The following is a 15,786-nucleotide window of genomic DNA, read 5'->3' on the forward strand; positions in this document are numbered from 1 at the left end:
GCCTTGAACGGATGGCCCCTCCACTGGTCCCGCACCCCGACTTCCCATGCGACCACCCTGCCCGGGCACCTTCTCCCCGCGCTGCCCCTGTGGATAGCCGGCAGATCTTGGTCCGAGAACGCCCCTCAGGGGGCGGATTCGGACCAAGATCCGGGGTGGGTTCAGCCGAGGAGGCTGGTGAGGTAGGGGGTGGTGAAGGTGCGGTGGGGGTCGAGGTGGGCGCGGATACGCTGGAAGTCGGGCCAGCGGGGATAGGCGGTGGCGAGCGAGGCGGCGTCGCGCCAGTGCAGCTTGCCCCAGTGCGGTCGGCCGCCCAGCCCGGTCGCCACCGCCTCGAAGGCTCGGAAGTACGGCTCGAACGGCATGCCGACGTACTGGTGCAGGGCGAGGTACGCCGAATCACGGCCGTAGGCGGGTGACAACCAGATGCCGTCACCCGCGCTGAAGCGAACCTCGACCGGGAAGAGCACCTTGAACGGCAACCCGTCGATGATGCGGCGCACCGCCGCCAGCGCCTCGGCCAGCGCCTCGCGTGGCAGCGCGTACTCCATCTCCAGGAAGCGGACCCGGCGTGGGCTGCAGAAGACGGCGTCGGAGCGACCGGTGTAGCGACGCTCGCTGAGCGCCCGCGCGGAGATCGCGCTGATGCCCGGCGCCAGGCCCGGCACGGCGCGGCCGAGCCGGCAGGCTCCGGCAAAGACGGTGTTGGCCAGGAAGTCGTCGTCCAACCAACCGCGCCAGCGGGACAGCGGGCGGTCGTCGACGGGTACCCGGTCATTGGTCTTGAGCTGCACCCGGTCTGTGTAGGGAAACCAGAAGAATTCCAGATGATCGTGCGCGTCGACCAGGTCGGGCAGTTGCGCCAGCACCGCATCCAGCGATGCCGGCCGTTCGTGAGCCAGCAGGACGAAGGCGTCCACACAGCGCAGCGTCACCTCGACCAGTACGCCGAGCGAGCCGAGCGCGACCCGGGCGGCGTCGAACACCTCCGGGTGCTCCTCGGCGGAACAGCGCAGCACCTCCCCGGTTGCGGTGAGCAGGGTCAACGCCTCGACGAAGGTGGCCAGGCCGCCGTAGGTCGCACCCGTGCCGTGGGTGCCGGTGGAGATGGCGCCGGCCACGGTCTGCGCGTCGATGTCACCGAGGTTGGGCAGCGCCAGTCGGTGGCCGGCGAGTAGCGCATTCACCTCCCGTAGCGTCATCGCGGCCGGTACGGTGACGAGGCGTCGATCGACGTCCACACGTACGTCGATGGCGAGTCGGGTCAGGTCCATCCGCTGCCCGTCGCTGACCGCGACGGGGGTGAAGGAGTGGCCGCTGCCGACCGGGCGGATCCGCTCACCGGTTTCGGCGGCACGTCGGATCTGCTCGGCGGCCTCGTCAACCGAGGACGGCCGTAGTACGGCGGTGGCCACGCCGCGTTGGTTGCCTGCCCAGTTCGACCAGGCGGCGGTCCTGGTGGCGGTGCTCTCGGCCATGGGCCCGCTCCTCAAGGTGAATATGAACCGAATTCATATCAGGAACGTTGTCCCTGGTAAACACCGCAATCGAGGTCCGCTCGTTGTACCGGTAGTCACGGACTCGTGACGTGCAGATATGTTCATCCGTCGAGAGGGGGTGGCGAGTGTCCACTTCAGCCGCCACGACCGGGCCACTGCGTCGAGTACCAGTGCAGGGTCGTAGTGTCGCGCGGGTCCAGCGGATGCTGGACGCCTGCGCCGAACTCGTCGACGAGGTGGGGTACGAGGGGCTGACCACCACCCTGCTCGCCGAGCGGGCCGAGGTGGCGATCGGGTCGGTCTACCAGTTCTTTCCGGACAAGCGGGCGATCGTGCAGGCGCTGACGCTGCGCACGATGGAGTCCTACCTCCAGCGGCTCGATGAACGCTTCGCCTCGGACGACCTGACCCACTGGTGGGACGGGGTCGACGCGGGGATCGATGAATACATCACGATGCACCGCACCGTTCCCGGGTTCCGTACCCTGCACTTCGGCGACGTGGTCGACCTGCATCTGCTCGATGAGCAGCGGGACAACAACGGGGTGATCGCCGACCAGCTGGCCCGGGTGCTCACCGAGCGATTCGGGCTGGCCGACGTGCCGGACCTGCGTTTCCATCTGGAGATCGCGGTGGAGGCGGCCGACGCCCTGATCAAGCTGGCGTTCCGGCGCAAGCCGGACGGGGACGACCGGGTGCTGACCGAGGCGAAGGCGCTGATCCGGGAGTACCTGCACCGGCAGGTCAACGCTCGGGGTGACGCCGGTCGCCGGCCGGTGGTGCAGCCGGCGAAGCCGGCCGACGACCAGATCGTCGCCGACACCGAGCCCGCGCAGCCGGCGGCCCAACCCGCCTGACACCGACCCGCGCCTGACACCGACCCACCTGGGCCGGCCAAGCCGGGCCGAGACGGCCACCGGCCAGACGGTCAGAGAAAGGCCCGACCCTCGCCCCGGTAGGTCGGCACCGTCGCCACCACCTGGTCGCCGTCCACCAGGTGCAGCTCGTTCACCCGTTCGCACAGTTCGCCCGACTTCGCGTGCCGGAACCAGACCCGGTCGCCGACGCGCAGGTGGGCGGCGGGTGCGCCGGTCAGCGGGGTCTGCACCTCGCCGGCACCTTCGGCGCCGAGCAGGCTGAGCCCGGCGGGCAACCACGGGCGGGGCAGCCGGCTGCGGTCGGCCGAGCCGGAGGCGATCCAGCCACCGCCCAGCACGGTGGCCAGGTCGGGCGTCGGGCGCCGGACCACCCCGCAGGCGAAGAAGGCCGCCGGGGTGGGGCGCCAGGCGCGGTAGGCGTCGAACAGCGTCGGCCCGTACAGGCCCGATCCCGCGGTGATCTCGGTCACCGCGGGATCGGCGCGGGTCGCGGCCACGCTGCCGGTGCCGCCGCCATTGACGAACTCCAGGTCGGCGTGCTCGCGTACGGCGGCCACCGCCGCGCTCCGGCGGACCAGCAGCTCCCGGTACGAACCGCGTTGGGCCAACCGGATCGCGCTGCCGAGCGCCGCCCGCCCGGGCGGTGCGTCGCCCAGGCCGGCGATCTGCGCCTCGTACGACATCAGCCCGACCAGGCGGAAGCCCGGGCGGCCGGCGACGGTGGCGGCCAACCGGCCGGCCGCCCGGGCGCTGTGCACGGGTGACCGGCGGACGCCGACGTGCAGCCGCCCGCCGAGCAGCCGCCACGAGGCGTCCAGGTCCAGGCAGATGCGCAGCTCGGACCGGCGCCCCGGGGGCGACACCGCGTCACAGAAGTCCAGTTGGTCCGGGTCGTCGACCATGAGGGTGATCGCGGCGGCCAGCACCGGATCGGCACCGAGTTCGGTAAGCGCGCCTCGGTCGGCGGTGGGGTACGCCACCAGCACGTCGGCGCTGATCCCGGTGCGGACCAGCCAGATCGCCTCGGGCAGGGTGAACGCCATCACCGCGTGCCAGCCCGGCCCGGCCAGCGTGCGGGCGATCAGGTCGCGGCTGCGCACCGATTTGCTGGCGACCCGCAGCGGCTTGCCGCCGGCCAGGTCGACGAGGGCGGCGGCGTTGGCGTCGAAGGCGCCGAGGTCGACCACCGCGTACGGCGGGTCGAGGTGCGCGGTCGCCCGGTCCAGCCGGTGGCGCAGATTCTCGCTGTCGGTAGCCACGTGTGCACGCTAACTGTGAAACGGTGAATGCGAAATACCCTCGCGTCCGCGTTGCCCGGGTCGGGCTGGCCACGGCGGCCTAGGCTCGGCGAGCAGGCGGTGCAGGGCGGGAGGACGTCCTTGCCGGGTCTAGAGTGTTCCACCGGGGGTGCCCAGCGATGGGCCGGCACGTGGAGGTACGGCCATCGAAAGCGAGTTCAACGGCGAGTCGTCCGGCGTGTCGCCGTCCACGGACCAACCTGCCGGCACAGCCGGGCAGCCCACCGGCGCGACCGGCCAGTCCGGCGGTGCCACGAACCAGTCCGGCAAGGCGGGGACGCAGAGCCCGTCGGGCGGCCCTGGCGGCCAACCCGACCTGACCGGGTACGGCGCGATCCGCTCGGTGCTGCGCATCCGGCCGTTCCGGCGGCTCTGGATCGTGCTCGGCGCAGCCTCCTTCGGTGACTGGCTCGGCCTGCTCGCCACAAGCGTCTTCGCCGCCGCCCAGGTGGAGGGGAGCACCGCCAAGGGCGCGGCCTTCGGTGGCGTGATCGCTATCCGGCTGCTGCCCGCCCTGCTGCTCGGCCCGGTCGCCGGAGTGCTCGCCGACCGGTTCGACCGACGCTGGACGATGGTCATCTGCGACCTGCTGCGGTTCGTGCTCTTCGCCTCCATCCCGCTCTACGCGCTGACCGGTGCCAGCGGCGCGCGGGTGGTCAGTTGGGCGGCGATCGCCACCTTCCTGATCGAGACGGTCACCCTGCTCTGGATCCCGGCCAAGGAAGCCGCGGTACCGAACCTCATCCCGCGGGCCCGGCTGGAGACGGCCAACCAGCTCACCCTGATCACCACGTACGGCCTGACCCCGGTCTTCGCCGCGATCGTGCTCTCGTCGCTCGACGGCATCATCCGGGGTGCCACCGGCGGCGAGATGCCGGACTGGGCCCAGCCGGCCCAACTCGCGCTCTGGTTCAACGCGTTCTCCCGGCTTGCCACCGCCGTCGTGGTGGCCTTCGGCATCAAGGAGATCAGCCAGGGGCAGACCGACGAACGGGAGCGCACCGAGCAGAGCATGATGCGCCAGTTCACCGAGGGCTGGCGGTTCATCGGGCAGACCCCGCTGGTGCGCGGACTGGTCCTCGGCATCCTCGGTGCCTTCGCCGGCGGCGGCATCGTCATCGGCACGGCCCGGTTCTTCGCCGACTCGCTCGGCGCCGGTGACGCCGCGTTCTACCTGCTGTTCGGCGCGATCTTCATCGGCCTGGCGATCGGTATCGGGCTCGGGCCGATGATCGTGCGGGAGATGTCCCGACGTCGCTGGTTCGGCATGAGCATCGTGCTGGCCAGCGCCTCGGTGATGACGCTGGCCTTCGCCATCCACCTGTCCATGGCGCTGGTCGGTGCGGTCTTCGTCGGAGCCGGCGCCGGAATGGCCTTCCTCTCCGGCACCACCCTGCTCGGCGGCGAGGTCGCCGACGAGGTACGCGGCCGGGTCTTCGCCGTGGTGCAGATCGGTACCCGGCTCGTGCTGATCCTGGCGATCGCGCTCGGGAGCCTGCTGGCCGGTGTCGGTGGCTCCCGCACGCTTACCATCGCCGACCTCGGCATCTCCGTCTCCTCCACCCGCCTGCTGCTGCTCGCTGCCGGCGCGGCCGGCATCTTCGCCGGGATCAGCGCCTTCGGGCAGATGGACGACAAGAAGGGCGTGCCGGTCCTGGCCGACCTGTGGGGGTCGATCCGGGGCCGTCCGCTGATGCCGGCCGAGCCGTTCGTCTCGGCCGGACTCTTCGTGGTGTTCGAGGGCGGCGAGGGCGCCGGCAAGTCGACCCAGCTCGGCAAGCTGGCTGAGCTGCTGCGCGGCCAGGGACGGGACGTGGTTGTCACCCGGGAACCGGGCGCCACCGGCGTCGGTGCCCGGATCAGGTCACTGGTGCTGGACACCACGCCCGACGAGGCACCCTCCCCGCGCGCCGAGGCGCTGCTCTACGCCGCCGACCGGGCGCATCATGTGGCCACCGTGGTCCGGCCCGCGCTGACCCGGGGCGCGGTCGTGATCAGCGACCGGTACGTCGACTCGTCCCTGGCCTACCAGGGTGCCGGCCGGACGCTGCCGGTCGACGAGGTGTCCTGGCTCTCCTCCTGGGCCACCGGCGGGCTCAAGCCCGATCTGGTGGTGCTGCTCGACGTCGACCCGCGTACCGGGCTGTCCCGGGTCGCGGCGCGCGCGGAGAGCGCCGACCGCCTGGAGGCCGAGTCGATCACCTTCCACGACCGGGTCCGGTACGCCTTCCTCGATCTCGCTGCCGCCGACCCGAAGCGTTACCTGGTCCTCGACGCCGCCCGCTCGGTCGAGGAGATCGCCGAGCGGGTCGCCCGCCGGGTGGAGGAACTGCTCGGCAGCGCCGACGGGATCGACCACCCGGGTCGGGCGCACGGTCCGGACACCTCGGTGCAGCCCGAGTTATCCCCGTCGGAGCTGGTGACGACGGAGCGGACCTGATGCCGGACGCCTTCGCCGACCTGGTCGGGCAGGACGAGGCGGTGCAGACGCTGCGCCGGGCTGCCTCGGCCGCCGCCGCCGCGCTGCGCGAAACCGGCGAACCCGAGGCGGCCGTCGGCGCTGACCCGGGCGGGGGGATGACCCACGCCTGGATCTTCACCGGACCGCCCGGCTCGGGCCGGTCGGTCGCGGCACGGGCCTTCGCCGCCGCGTTGCAGTGCGTGCACGGCACCGGCTGCGGCGAGTGCCCCGGCTGCCACACCACCCTCGCCGGCACCCACGCCGACGTCCGGCTGGTGGTGCCCGATGGGCTCTCCATCGGGGTGAACGAGATGCGGGCCCTGGTGCTCCGCGCGGCCAGTACGCCGTCCGGTGGGCGCTGGCAGGTCGTCATCATCGAAGACGCCGACCGGTTGACCGAGGCGGCCGGCAACGCACTGCTCAAGGCGGTGGAGGAGCCGCCGCCGCGTACGGTCTTCCTGCTCTGCACGCCGTCCACCCACCCGGACGACATCTCGGTGACCATCCGGTCGCGGTGCCGGGTGGTGCCGTTGCGGCAGCCGGCGGCCGAGGCGGTGGCCGACGTACTCGTCCGCCGGGACGGGATCGCCCCCGACGTGGCGCGCTGGACGGCGGCCGCCACCCAGGGCCATGTGGGGCGGGCCCGCCGGCTGGCGCGTGATCCGCAGGCTCGGGCCCGGCGGGAGGCGGTGCTCGCGGTGCCGCGTCGGCTCACCGGGGTGGGTGCCGCCTTCGACGCGGCGTCCGCGCTGATCGAGGCCGCCGAGGCGGAGGCCGAGGCGTCGGTCGCGGAGATCGATACCGCGGAGCGCGCGGCGCTGGAGACGGCACTCGGCGCTGGCGGCACCGGTCGGGGGGCGGCCGGTGCCGCCCGAGGAGCCGCCGGGCAACTGAAGGACCTGGAACGACGCCAGAAGTCACGGGCGACCCGGGCCCAACGGGACGCGCTGGACCGGGCTCTGGTGGACCTCGCCGCCTTCTACCGCGACGCGTTGACCATGGCGCTGGGTGCGCCGGTGTCGCCCGTGCACTCCGACACCGCCGAGCTGGCCGAGGCGGGCGCTCGTAGCTGGCAGGCGGAGGGGGCGCTGCGGCGCCTGGAGGCGGTGCTCACCTGTCGCGCCGCGATCGAGGCCAACGTCAAGCCCCGGATCGCCGTCGAGGCGATGATGCTCGCCCTCTGGAAGGGCTGACCGCCGCCGGTCCGGCGCAACACCTCGGCGAACGGCCGTGCCCTCGCGCCCCCGGCCAGCCCGTGGCTGGACCGTTGTCCACAGGCATCGACAGGCGCAATTCACGTGCGGTACGGTCCGGTGTGCCGCGGTGACGGTGGCGGCACGCACAGTGATGAAACCGGGAGGAGTCCGGCGATGCCGCGGGGTGAGATCGACGAGGCGTGGATCGAGGAGGCGGTCCGGCGCTACCGCCGCATCGAGTCCCTCCAGGCCGAGTTCGACCAGGCCGTGGCGACGGTCGAAGTCACCGTCCGCTCACCGGACGGCCTGGTCGAGGTGGTGGTCACCGCCGGCGGCCGGATCACCGACGTGCGCTTCCTCGGCCCCCTGCACACCCGGGCACCGCGTGACGTCGCCGACTCGGTGCGGGCCGCGGTCACCGCCGCCGCCGACGCTGCCGAGTGGGCGAGGGAAAAGCTGCACAACGAGACCTTCACCGCCTACCGACCGCTGACGGGGGCCTGAGATGGACAGCCTTCGCATCCTGGCTGGCCGCCTCGACGAGGCCAGCGCCACGCTTACCGCGCTCTCCCGATCGGTCACCGCCGGGGACCCGGCGCAGGTGGCGTTCGGCGCCGACGCCCCCGGCCGACCGGGCGAGATTGGTCGGGCGTTGCACAGGCAGTGGGTGGCCGCCACCGGTGATCGGGCCCGGGAGGCGCACACCGCTGCCGCGCAGGTGGCGTCCGTGGCCGCCGCGCTGCGCGAGGCCGCCGACCGCTACTCTGACATCGATTCCGCCGTCTCCCGCCGGCTCGCCGGTGAGGCGTGATGGATTTCCTCGACCGGCTCGCCGAGCCCGGCCTTGACCTGCTGGGGCGGGTGGACACGCTGCTCGCGGCGGGTGCTCCCGAGGGGCACCGGGTCTGGCCGCTGCTGCGCCGGATGCAGGTGCTGCCCGGTGACGCGCTGCGCGGCTTCCTCGACCTGCGGCCGGGGCCGCTGGCCACCGCCGGGCACGCCGTCCGCCGGCACGTGCACGGCTACGACCACGCCTGCGCCGCGCTGACCGACCCGTTGCTCTGGTCCGGCTCGGCCGCCATGGCGTACGGCCAGTCCCGGGCGGCGCTCCTGCGGCACCTTGACGAGGGCCCCGAGAGCCTGGTCGGGCGGCTGGAAGCCACCGCCGGCTACGCCGACGCGCTCGCCGACTGGGTGGAAGGCAGCCGGCTCGCCGTGGCCCGGGCCCTGGCCGAGGCGATCGGCTCGGCCGAGGCGGTAGCCGTCGTCGCCGCCACCTCGGTCCACCGGACGGCGGCGGGCTCCGGGGCGTCCGGGTCGGGTGGGGTGGCCGCCGCCGAGATCGGCGCCCGGCTGCTGGCGGTGCTCTGCGTCGCGTACGACGGCGCGGAGACCCTGTTGCGGCAGTGGTCACCGAGCCTCGCCGAGTCGCCGTGGCGGCCGGGGGGCGGGCGGTTCCGCCCGGACACCGGTAACGGCCCGGCTGGCGGTCGGACGACCCGCGTCGGCTGGTGAGGCCGACGAGACCATCCGGTCGTCGTCGGGCGTCGTCAACACCGTCGCCGATGCCGGGGCTCGCGCGTGCACAGGGTGCACGGCGCCGCTCGCGGGCACCCTTGCGAGTGGCCCGTCAGCGACGCCGTGACCTTCCCTGCACCCCCCGCAGGTCTGCTCTCCACTCAACGCGTTCGGGTCGGTCTTGTCCCGCCCGTGACGCAGGTTTCAGCCGTCCGGGCGGCATCGTCGTACCGGTGGTTGGGATGGGGGTCGGTCGAGTCGACAATCGTGGATGGCTGCGTGGTGTGCCGGCGGCGCGGGCTCTGCTGGAACGCTGCCGCCGATCGACCCGGCGCGTTCCCGCCCGCGCGACGTAGGGTGAGGGGATGGGCATGCTCTGCGCGGTCAGCTTTCAGCGGTACGGGCGTCTCTACTACCTCGACCCCGGCGACCTGAGTCCGCAGGTGGGCGACAAGGTGCTGGTGCCCACCGACGACGGCCCCGAGGTGGCGGAGTGCGTGTGGGCGGCGCAGTGGGTCACCGACGACACGGCGGGTTTTCCCCGGCTGGCCGGGATCGCTCAGGAGGAGGACCTGCGCCGCGACGAGGAACTGCGGCGGCGCAAGGCCGAGGCGAAGGTCGCGGCCAAACGGCTGATCCGCGAGCACGGCCTGCCGATGAAGGTGGTGGCGGTCGACCACGTGCTCGGCAACGGTGAGGGTGGCGGTGAGCGCAGCACCATCTACTTCACCGCCCCGCACCGGGTGGACTTCCGCTCCCTGGTCCGCGATCTCGGCGCGACCCTGCACTGCCGGGTGGAGCTGCGCCAGCTGTCAGCCCGCGATTCCGCACGGGTGCAGGGTGGCATCGGCTCCTGCGGCCGGGATCTGTGCTGCGCCACCTTCCTCAACGACTTCGAGCCGGTCACCATCCGGATGGCCAAGGACCAGGATCTTCCCCTCAACCCGCTGCGCATCTCCGGCGCGTGCGGTCGGCTGATGTGCTGCCTGAAGTACGAACATCCCCTGTACGCCAACTTCGCCGAATCCGCCCCGGCGATCGGCGCCCGCGTCACCACGCCGGAGGGGGAGGGCCGAGTGGTCGGTCACAGCGTCCCGAGGGACGCGGTCACCGTCCGTCTGGACGCCGACGGCTCGCGCTCCAGGTGCTCCCGCGCCGACGTCTGCGGCTCCCGCCGCGCCTACGACCAAACCCACACCCCACCCCCCGCGACCCCGGCACGCTGACCCCGCCCCCAGCCGCGGTGATCAAGAAGTTTTGGCCCTGGAACGGCGCTGCGGAGGGCGCAAACTTCTTGATCACCTCGACGGGTCGGGTGGTCAGGTGAGGGTTACGGGGGGTTCGGCTAGGCGGGGGGTCAGGGGGGTGGTGGGGGTCAGCCAGGAGGAGTCGGAGGACTGGTCGGGGTTGACCTGCCAGCCGCGGGCTACCCGGTCGACGGCGATCGGGTAGAGGGTGAGGGTGCCGTCCGGATCGATGCGCATCCTGACGAAGCCCTTGGCGTCCTCGATTCCCTGCCCGGCGAACAGCTCATTGACGTTCACCCCGAAAGCGCTCGCGAGCAGCAGGTACGCGGCCACAAGTTGGCTGGCAACCAGACCGATCACCGGCAGATAGACCACTGCCGCGGCTACCGCCGGCAGCGGCCAGGACCAGTCGTGGAACGGCAGGGCGAGCCAGGCCCAGGTGCCGACGGCGGCCAACCCGACGTGCGCCAACCCGTGCCCGACGCCGAGGATCCAGTGCCGGGCGTGCCGCTTGCCGCTGGAACTGGGCGGCTTCGCGAACATCGCCGCCGCGAGCACCGTCACCAGCACCATCAGCACCAACGGCACGCTGAACAGCCGCTGCTCGGAGGCTTCGGACCGGAAGTCGGTCACGCCGGCCATGGAGAGCATCAGCAGGGTTTGCAGCACGCCCAGCAACGTCGAGAAGCCCGGGTTGCGGCGCGGCAGCCGGGCGAAGATCCCCCAGCCGTACCGGCGGGAGCGGGCAGCGTCGGGGTAGCGGCCCGCCAACTCGTACGCCTGCGACGGGCTGGACCGGCGGGCCAGCGTGTCGGGCGGTGGCACCTCGATGCGCTCGGGCAGCTTGTGCGTCGGGTACAGGTAGGCGCCACCGCTGCCGGAGGTGACCAGCTGCCGCCCGTCCGGCCCGGTGTACCGCGCGTAGTGGTGCAGGTCGCCGGAGATCAGCAGCCGGACCTGGGCGCCGGTGGGCGCGACGATGGTCCGGATGAAGTAGTCGATCGAGTCGTACGCGGTCGGCTGGTCGACGGCCTTCACCCAGGCCGGAGCCGGCACCGCCAGGATCACCCGGCTCTGCGGCCCCAGCCGCTTCGCGACCGCGTCGAAGTAGGTGAGCTGCGGGTCGTCGACGTACGAGCCGGACTGGTCGTCGAGACCGAGCAGCCACCAGTCCGCCGGCAGTTCGGCGGCGAAGTACGACCGGGACTGGCCGGTACGCCAGCCGCCGAAGTGCCGGTCCCGGGTACGGACGAACAGCCGCAGGAAAGCGGTCAGCCCGTCGTACCAGTCGTGATTGCCGGGCACCGCGAAGATCGTCGGCTGCTCCGCCGGGGTGGCCGGCAGTGCCGCCTGGTACGGCCCCTTGCACCGGTCCTCGTACGCCGCGTACTCCGCCGACGGGTAGACCTGGTCGCCACCCATGACCAGGGTCTGTGCCCTGGGCAGCCGGTGCCCGTCCACGATGATCTCCCGCTGGGCGAGCAGGTAGGCCACCGAGTAGGTGGCGTTGAACCCGTCACCCAGGTCGGCCACGTAGTCGAGCCAGAGCCCCCCGTCCGGCCCCACCTGCCGGGAGATCTCCGCGTCCAGCGCCTTCTGCAGCTCCCGCTTGTCCAGGTAGGCCCCGAACAGCATCGCCAGCAGCGTACGCAGGCCGGTGCTGATCAGCAGGAACGGCGCGAGCCACGGCACCGGCTTGCGGGGCGTGAAACCCAGCTCCAGCGGATCGGTGCTGCGGGGTCGCCGCGCCGCCCGACCTCCGGTGGCCTCCCCGGCGTACGGCCCCTGCGGCTGAATCCGATCGCCGGGCGAGGGCCCGACATCGCCCGGTTCGTCGCGAGAGGTGTGATCGTCGGTCATTCGCCGCAGCGTAGTGCGGCCCGGCTGACCCGACGACCCCGGAAACGCCCCGGACGCCCGGTTCGTTCGACCCGGCAGCAATCCCGCTCGGCCCCACAGCGGAGCGTGCCGTACACTTGACCACCGTTGCCGCCTTAGCTCAGTCGGCAGAGCGACGCACTCGTAATGCGTAGGTCGACGGTTCGATTCCGTCAGGCGGCTCGGTAAAGAAGCCCAGGTCAACGACCTGGGCTTCGCCGTTTCTCAGGTCGACAACCCGCGAAGGGGACCTGTTCGGCGCGGCCGAGGCATTGGGGCATTCACTCTCCGCCATGCAACCCCGTTCGCTCGCGAATCGTCAGGGGGCTGTGAGAGTGAAGGAGAGACTGTGTGAAATGTGACCGTGACGAGCAGTTCCACAGCTTCGTGCTCAGCCGGCGCTCCGGGCTGGTACGAACGGCGACGCTGCTGACCGGTGGCGACGCACATCTGGCCGAGGATCTGGTCCAGTCCACGCTGACCAAGCTGTACGTCGCCTGGCCGGCGGTCCAGCGGGCGGACAACATCGAGGGCTACCTGCGCCGGACCCTGGTCAACGCGCTCACCGACGAACGCCGGCGGTGGTGGCGCCGCCACGAACGCTCGGTCGCGGAACTTCCGGACCGTTCCCGAGCCGACCCGGGCAGCGGCGGCGACCTCGACGACGGCCTGCGGGCGGCCCTCCGCGACCTGCCACCGAAGATGCGCGCCGCGGTGGTTTTCCGCTACTTCTACGACCTTTCCGTAGCCGACACCGCCGACGCCCTCGGCTGCTCCGAGGGAACGGTGAAAAGCCAGACCGCCCGCGCCCTGGACCGGTTGCGGGCCGCCCTTGACGAATCTTCCCTGACAGGAGTCGCCCGATGATGGATCTGCACGACCGGCTCGACCGGATCGCCGGCCCAGTCGCCGAGCCGTCGGTCGCCGAGGCCGACGCCGACCTGGCTCGGGGCCGCCGGGCGCTGCGCCGCCGCCGGTCCGCCCGCGCGCTCGGTACCTCAGCCTTCGCGGTCGTCGCGCTGGCCGTCGCCGTCACCATCGGCACCCAGGCCGGCCCGACCGCCACCACTCCCGACGACGCGCCGGCCGAAGCCGTGGCTACCCGCCTCGTGGCCTACGAGGGCGAGCAGCCTCAAGGCTTCACGATCGACAAAGTCCCAGCGGGCTGGGAGATCCAGGGCGGCGACGCCGCCACCCTGACGATCGCCCCGGAGAACGCGGCGAACAAGAGCCCAAACGTCTACATAGACAAGGTCCTCATCACCCTGCGGTCAGGGAGCGACCACTCCACCCCGACCGGTACGCAGCTTGACGTCGGCGGCAAGCCGGGCGTGCTCGATAACTGCGATGGCACTCACGGCTGCAAGAACCTGTTGGTCAAGCAGCCCGACGGCGTCTGGCTGCTTGTGCAGATCTGGGACGCCCGGGGCTGGACCCAGCAGGACATCGTCGAGTTCGCCGACGGCATCCACGTCCAGCCGGGCGTTGTACAAACCTTCGACTGATGGTCCGTCATCCGCCGCGCACCTGCTCAAGGTGCGCGGCGGACGAGGCGGGACGACCGCCGAGCTGATCAGTTGGCGGACCGCTTGGCCTTGCCGATCCGGCCGAGGTGGGTGTGCTCGAACCCCTCGGTCGTCTTGAGGCCGTAACCGAGGGCGCGATCGACGGCGATGTGGAACGCCCACGCGATGGCGAGGATGCCGAGCCAGTCGATCGGGTCACGGAACGCCGCGAAGGCCACCGCGACCGCGCCGAGCAGCGCCGGCAGCGCGTACGAGTGCACCAGGTTGTAGCAGACGGCACCCACCCGCGGACCGCGCAGATAACCGACCATCGACAGGTCGAAGATGAGGAAGAGGGCGAGCAACCACCACCAGGCGTACCCGACGGCGACGATGACCACGACGGCGAAGGCTGCCACGACAACGCTTTCGATGCGCTGCGTCTGGACCGGGTTCAACATCCGATATCTCCTAATGTGGCGTTCCGGGTCACAGCCAGTCGTGTTCGCGGGCGTAGCGCGCGGCCTCATGACGGGTGTGGGTCTGGGTCTTCTGCATGGCGTTGGAGAGGTAGTTGCGGACGGTGCCTTGAGCGAGGTGGAGCCGGGCGGCGATGTCAGCGACCGAGTAGCCCTCGCTGGTGACCCGCAACACGTCGAGTTCGCGCTCGGTGAGTGGGCAGTCGTCGACGATGGCGAGCGCGGAGACGTCCGGGTCGATCCACCGTTTGCCCGCGTGCAAGTCGGTGATGACGGCGGCGATGTGGGCCGGCTCGGCCGACTTGCTGACGAAGCCCTGGACGCCGAGCTTCAGTGCCTTTCGCAGCACGCCGGGCCGAGCATGCCGGGTCAGCATGAGAACCACCTGCTCCGGTCGGACGCGGCGGATCTGCGTGATGGCGCCGAGGCCGTCCACGCCCGGCATCTCCAGGTCGATGACGAGCACGTCGGGCCGGTGCCGCAGGGTGGCCTCGACGGCGGTTTCGCCGTCGGTCGCCTCGGCAACGATGTCGATGTCGCCTTCGAGCGGCAGCAGCGCGGCCAGCGCCTTACGCAGCAGGGCCTCGTCGTCAGCGAGCACGATGGCGGTGGTCATCGGTCCTCCTCCGCAGCGCCGCCGGCGGCGGCATCGGCACGAGCGGGCGGGAAGCTCGCGGCGGTCAGGAAGCGCCCGTCCTGCTGTTGCACGGTCAGTTCGCCGCCGTCGGCCGCCAACCGTTGTCGGAGGCTGGACAGTCCTCGGAGTTCAGGCAGCGTATCGCTGCTCACGCCGTCGTTGACGATCGCGATGCCGGCTTCGGAGAGCGTGATCTGCACCTGGGTGGCCTGTGCGTGTCGCAGGATGTTGGTGGTGGTCTCGCGCAGGACCTGACCGAGCAGTTCGCTGCTGCGCGGGCCCACCTCGGCCTCCCGGGTCACCCGGACCCGGATGCCCGCCGCCTCGAACAGGTTCTTCGCATTTTCGAGTTCCGCCGAGAGGTTGAGCCGGCGTTGGGCGTACGCCAGCTCCTTGGTCTGGGCGATGGTGTCGCTGACCAGAGCGTACGTCTCCCGCAGTTCCTTCTCGGCACGATCGGTGTCGCGGAGCATCAGCTTCCGGGCCAGCGCGATCTTCAGCTTGACCACGTGCAGGGTGTGGCCCTGGATGTCGTGCAGATCGCTGGCGAAGCGGACGCGTTCGCGGATGACCGCCAGTTCCGCTTCACGTTCCCGGGCGTGATCGAGTTCCCGGATGAGGTCGTAGAAGCGCTCGCCGACGATCGTCAGGACGGTCACCAGGATGGTGAGTCCGGTCGGGACGAAAACGTAGGTGATCAGGACGCCGCGGACGTCGTCCTGCTGCACCAGGAACCGCATCGCGCCGACGGCGGCGACGTAGCTGAACAGCCCGACCGCTGCCAGGGCCCGGCGTCGTACCTGGCGGAGGGCGAGAGACCCCACGGCGCAGACGCCCCAGTAGGCGTTGGGGCTGCCGGTCAGCAGCACCCCGAGCGGCCACACCACAGCCCCGACGATCGTGCAGGGCAGGGCGACCCGGGCGAGGTCGTCCGCCGTCCAGCGTTCGAAGGCCACCACCGCAGCCACGGCACCCGGGGCCAGAACGATGAGATGCCACCAGGTGTGCGCGTCGATGGCCAGGAGAATCACCGCGGCGAACACGACCGGCGGAAGTGACGTGAGGAGATTGATCCGGCGCAGCCGCCTCTGCGTCGTCTTGGTGAAGGCCGGCGATCTCGCGGTCACCTGCCCAGTATTCTGCCGATCCTGCTCGGCGGCAGTGACACCACGTCACATGTACCCGTGACG

The 15,786-nt window shown here is 71.5% G+C and carries 15 protein-coding genes and 1 tRNA gene; 10 read left to right on the forward strand and 6 right to left on the reverse strand.

Features of this window, described 5'->3' with window-relative positions; all coding sequences use genetic code 11:
- Positions 1 to 161 precede the first annotated feature (161 nt).
- A complete protein-coding gene (locus ACN26Z_RS04175; protein WP_421459916.1) occupies positions 162 to 1,478 on the reverse strand; it encodes a D-arabinono-1,4-lactone oxidase in 1,317 nt (438 codons plus the stop codon).
- 224 nt (positions 1,479 to 1,702) lie between these two features.
- Between ACN26Z_RS04175 and ACN26Z_RS04180 the strand changes: the two genes are divergently transcribed.
- Entirely contained in the window at positions 1,703 to 2,356 is a 654-nt protein-coding gene (locus ACN26Z_RS04180) for a TetR family transcriptional regulator (RefSeq protein WP_282240623.1), read from the forward strand.
- Positions 2,357 to 2,427: 71 nt separating this feature from the next.
- Here ACN26Z_RS04180 and ACN26Z_RS04185 read toward each other — a convergent pair whose 3' ends face one another.
- Positions 2,428 to 3,636 carry an amino acid deaminase/aldolase gene (locus ACN26Z_RS04185; protein WP_282240306.1) on the reverse strand — a complete coding sequence of 403 codons (1,209 nt, stop codon included), beginning with the start codon at positions 3,634 to 3,636 and terminating at the stop codon, positions 2,428 to 2,430.
- A gap of 148 nt (positions 3,637 to 3,784) precedes the next feature.
- Between ACN26Z_RS04185 and tmk the strand changes: the two genes are divergently transcribed.
- The 6 genes from tmk (at position 3,785) to ACN26Z_RS04215 (ending at position 10,076) form a co-directional block, all read left to right on the forward strand.
- Positions 3,785 to 6,115 (forward strand): dTMP kinase, encoded by a 2,331-nt coding sequence (tmk, locus tag ACN26Z_RS04190; RefSeq protein WP_373870667.1) that lies wholly within the window; start codon positions 3,785 to 3,787, stop codon positions 6,113 to 6,115.
- Positions 6,115 to 7,329, forward strand: a complete 1,215-nt coding sequence (locus tag ACN26Z_RS04195; protein ID WP_093404077.1) for a DNA polymerase III subunit delta' — start codon at positions 6,115 to 6,117, stop codon at positions 7,327 to 7,329. The genes tmk and ACN26Z_RS04195 overlap by 1 nt, the downstream gene beginning before the upstream one ends.
- Positions 7,330 to 7,506: 177 nt before the next feature.
- Positions 7,507 to 7,836, forward strand: coding sequence for a YbaB/EbfC family nucleoid-associated protein (locus ACN26Z_RS04200; RefSeq protein WP_093404078.1), 330 nt, complete (start codon positions 7,507 to 7,509; stop codon positions 7,834 to 7,836).
- Position 7,837: 1 nt separating this feature from the next.
- On the forward strand, positions 7,838 to 8,143 hold the full coding sequence (locus ACN26Z_RS04205; protein WP_093404079.1) for a hypothetical protein: 306 nt from the start codon (positions 7,838 to 7,840) through the stop codon (positions 8,141 to 8,143).
- Positions 8,143 to 8,847, forward strand: a complete 705-nt coding sequence (locus ACN26Z_RS04210) for a hypothetical protein (RefSeq protein WP_093404213.1) — start codon at positions 8,143 to 8,145, stop codon at positions 8,845 to 8,847. Before ACN26Z_RS04205 ends, ACN26Z_RS04210 begins: the two co-directional genes overlap by 1 nt.
- Positions 8,848 to 9,215: 368 nt before the next feature.
- Complete coding sequence (locus ACN26Z_RS04215; RefSeq protein WP_093404080.1) at positions 9,216 to 10,076, forward strand: PSP1 domain-containing protein; 861 nt, start codon at positions 9,216 to 9,218, stop codon at positions 10,074 to 10,076.
- Between the two features lie 93 nt (positions 10,077 to 10,169).
- On the opposite strand, the gene ACN26Z_RS04220 is transcribed toward ACN26Z_RS04215, so the two are convergent.
- The gene (locus ACN26Z_RS04220) at positions 10,170 to 11,957 is read right to left on the reverse strand and encodes a metallophosphoesterase family protein (protein WP_421459921.1); all 1,788 of its coding nucleotides are present in this window, start codon (positions 11,955 to 11,957) and stop codon (positions 10,170 to 10,172) included.
- 128 nt (positions 11,958 to 12,085) lie between these two features.
- On the opposite strand from ACN26Z_RS04220, the gene ACN26Z_RS04225 reads away from it, so the two are divergent.
- From ACN26Z_RS04225 to ACN26Z_RS04235, 3 genes are all read left to right on the forward strand, one after another.
- Positions 12,086 to 12,158, forward strand: a tRNA-Thr gene (locus tag ACN26Z_RS04225).
- Between the two features lie 168 nt (positions 12,159 to 12,326).
- Positions 12,327 to 12,842, forward strand: coding sequence for a SigE family RNA polymerase sigma factor (locus tag ACN26Z_RS04230; protein ID WP_093404082.1), 516 nt, complete (start codon positions 12,327 to 12,329; stop codon positions 12,840 to 12,842).
- Positions 12,839 to 13,480 (forward strand): hypothetical protein, encoded by a 642-nt coding sequence (locus ACN26Z_RS04235; protein ID WP_421459923.1) that lies wholly within the window; start codon positions 12,839 to 12,841, stop codon positions 13,478 to 13,480. The genes ACN26Z_RS04230 and ACN26Z_RS04235 overlap by 4 nt, the downstream gene beginning before the upstream one ends.
- A gap of 68 nt (positions 13,481 to 13,548) precedes the next feature.
- On the opposite strand, the gene ACN26Z_RS04240 is transcribed toward ACN26Z_RS04235, so the two are convergent.
- The 3 genes from ACN26Z_RS04240 to ACN26Z_RS04250 are packed head-to-tail and all read right to left on the reverse strand — an operon-like array spanning position 13,549 to position 15,723.
- Positions 13,549 to 13,941 carry a DUF4260 domain-containing protein gene (locus ACN26Z_RS04240; protein ID WP_421459925.1) on the reverse strand — a complete coding sequence of 131 codons (393 nt, stop codon included), beginning with the start codon at positions 13,939 to 13,941 and terminating at the stop codon, positions 13,549 to 13,551.
- A gap of 28 nt (positions 13,942 to 13,969) precedes the next feature.
- Positions 13,970 to 14,575, reverse strand: coding sequence for a response regulator (locus tag ACN26Z_RS04245; RefSeq protein ID WP_282240231.1), 606 nt, complete (start codon positions 14,573 to 14,575; stop codon positions 13,970 to 13,972).
- Positions 14,572 to 15,723 carry a sensor histidine kinase gene (locus tag ACN26Z_RS04250; RefSeq protein ID WP_421459927.1) on the reverse strand — a complete coding sequence of 384 codons (1,152 nt, stop codon included), beginning with the start codon at positions 15,721 to 15,723 and terminating at the stop codon, positions 14,572 to 14,574. Before ACN26Z_RS04250 ends, ACN26Z_RS04245 begins: the two co-directional genes overlap by 4 nt.
- Positions 15,724 to 15,786: the final 63 nt, after the last annotated feature.

Source organism: Verrucosispora sp. WMMD703, from assembly GCF_049178935.1.
Taxonomy (GTDB): Bacteria; Actinomycetota; Actinomycetes; order Mycobacteriales; family Micromonosporaceae; genus Micromonospora; species Micromonospora sediminimaris.

Bases quoted from the DNA above. Each gene is read 5' to 3' on its own strand.
- ACN26Z_RS04175 (WP_421459916.1), bottom strand. From the start codon at position 1,478: ATGGCCGAGAGCACCGCCACCAGGACCGCCGCCTGGTCGAACTGGGCA.
- ACN26Z_RS04180 (WP_282240623.1), top strand. From the start codon at position 1,703: ATGCTGGACGCCTGCGCCGAACTCGTCGACGAGGTGGGGTACGAGGGG.
- ACN26Z_RS04195 (WP_093404077.1), top strand. From the start codon at position 6,115: ATGCCGGACGCCTTCGCCGACCTGGTCGGGCAGGACGAGGCGGTGCAG.
- ACN26Z_RS04200 (WP_093404078.1), top strand. From the start codon at position 7,507: ATGCCGCGGGGTGAGATCGACGAGGCGTGGATCGAGGAGGCGGTCCGG.
- ACN26Z_RS04205 (WP_093404079.1), top strand. From the start codon at position 7,838: ATGGACAGCCTTCGCATCCTGGCTGGCCGCCTCGACGAGGCCAGCGCC.
- ACN26Z_RS04210 (WP_093404213.1), top strand. From the start codon at position 8,143: ATGGATTTCCTCGACCGGCTCGCCGAGCCCGGCCTTGACCTGCTGGGG.
- ACN26Z_RS04215 (WP_093404080.1), top strand. From the start codon at position 9,216: ATGGGCATGCTCTGCGCGGTCAGCTTTCAGCGGTACGGGCGTCTCTAC.
- ACN26Z_RS04220 (WP_421459921.1), bottom strand. From the start codon at position 11,957: ATGACCGACGATCACACCTCTCGCGACGAACCGGGCGATGTCGGGCCC.
- ACN26Z_RS04235 (WP_421459923.1), top strand. From the start codon at position 12,839: ATGATGGATCTGCACGACCGGCTCGACCGGATCGCCGGCCCAGTCGCC.
- ACN26Z_RS04240 (WP_421459925.1), bottom strand. From the start codon at position 13,941: ATGTTGAACCCGGTCCAGACGCAGCGCATCGAAAGCGTTGTCGTGGCA.
- ACN26Z_RS04245 (WP_282240231.1), bottom strand. From the start codon at position 14,575: ATGACCACCGCCATCGTGCTCGCTGACGACGAGGCCCTGCTGCGTAAG.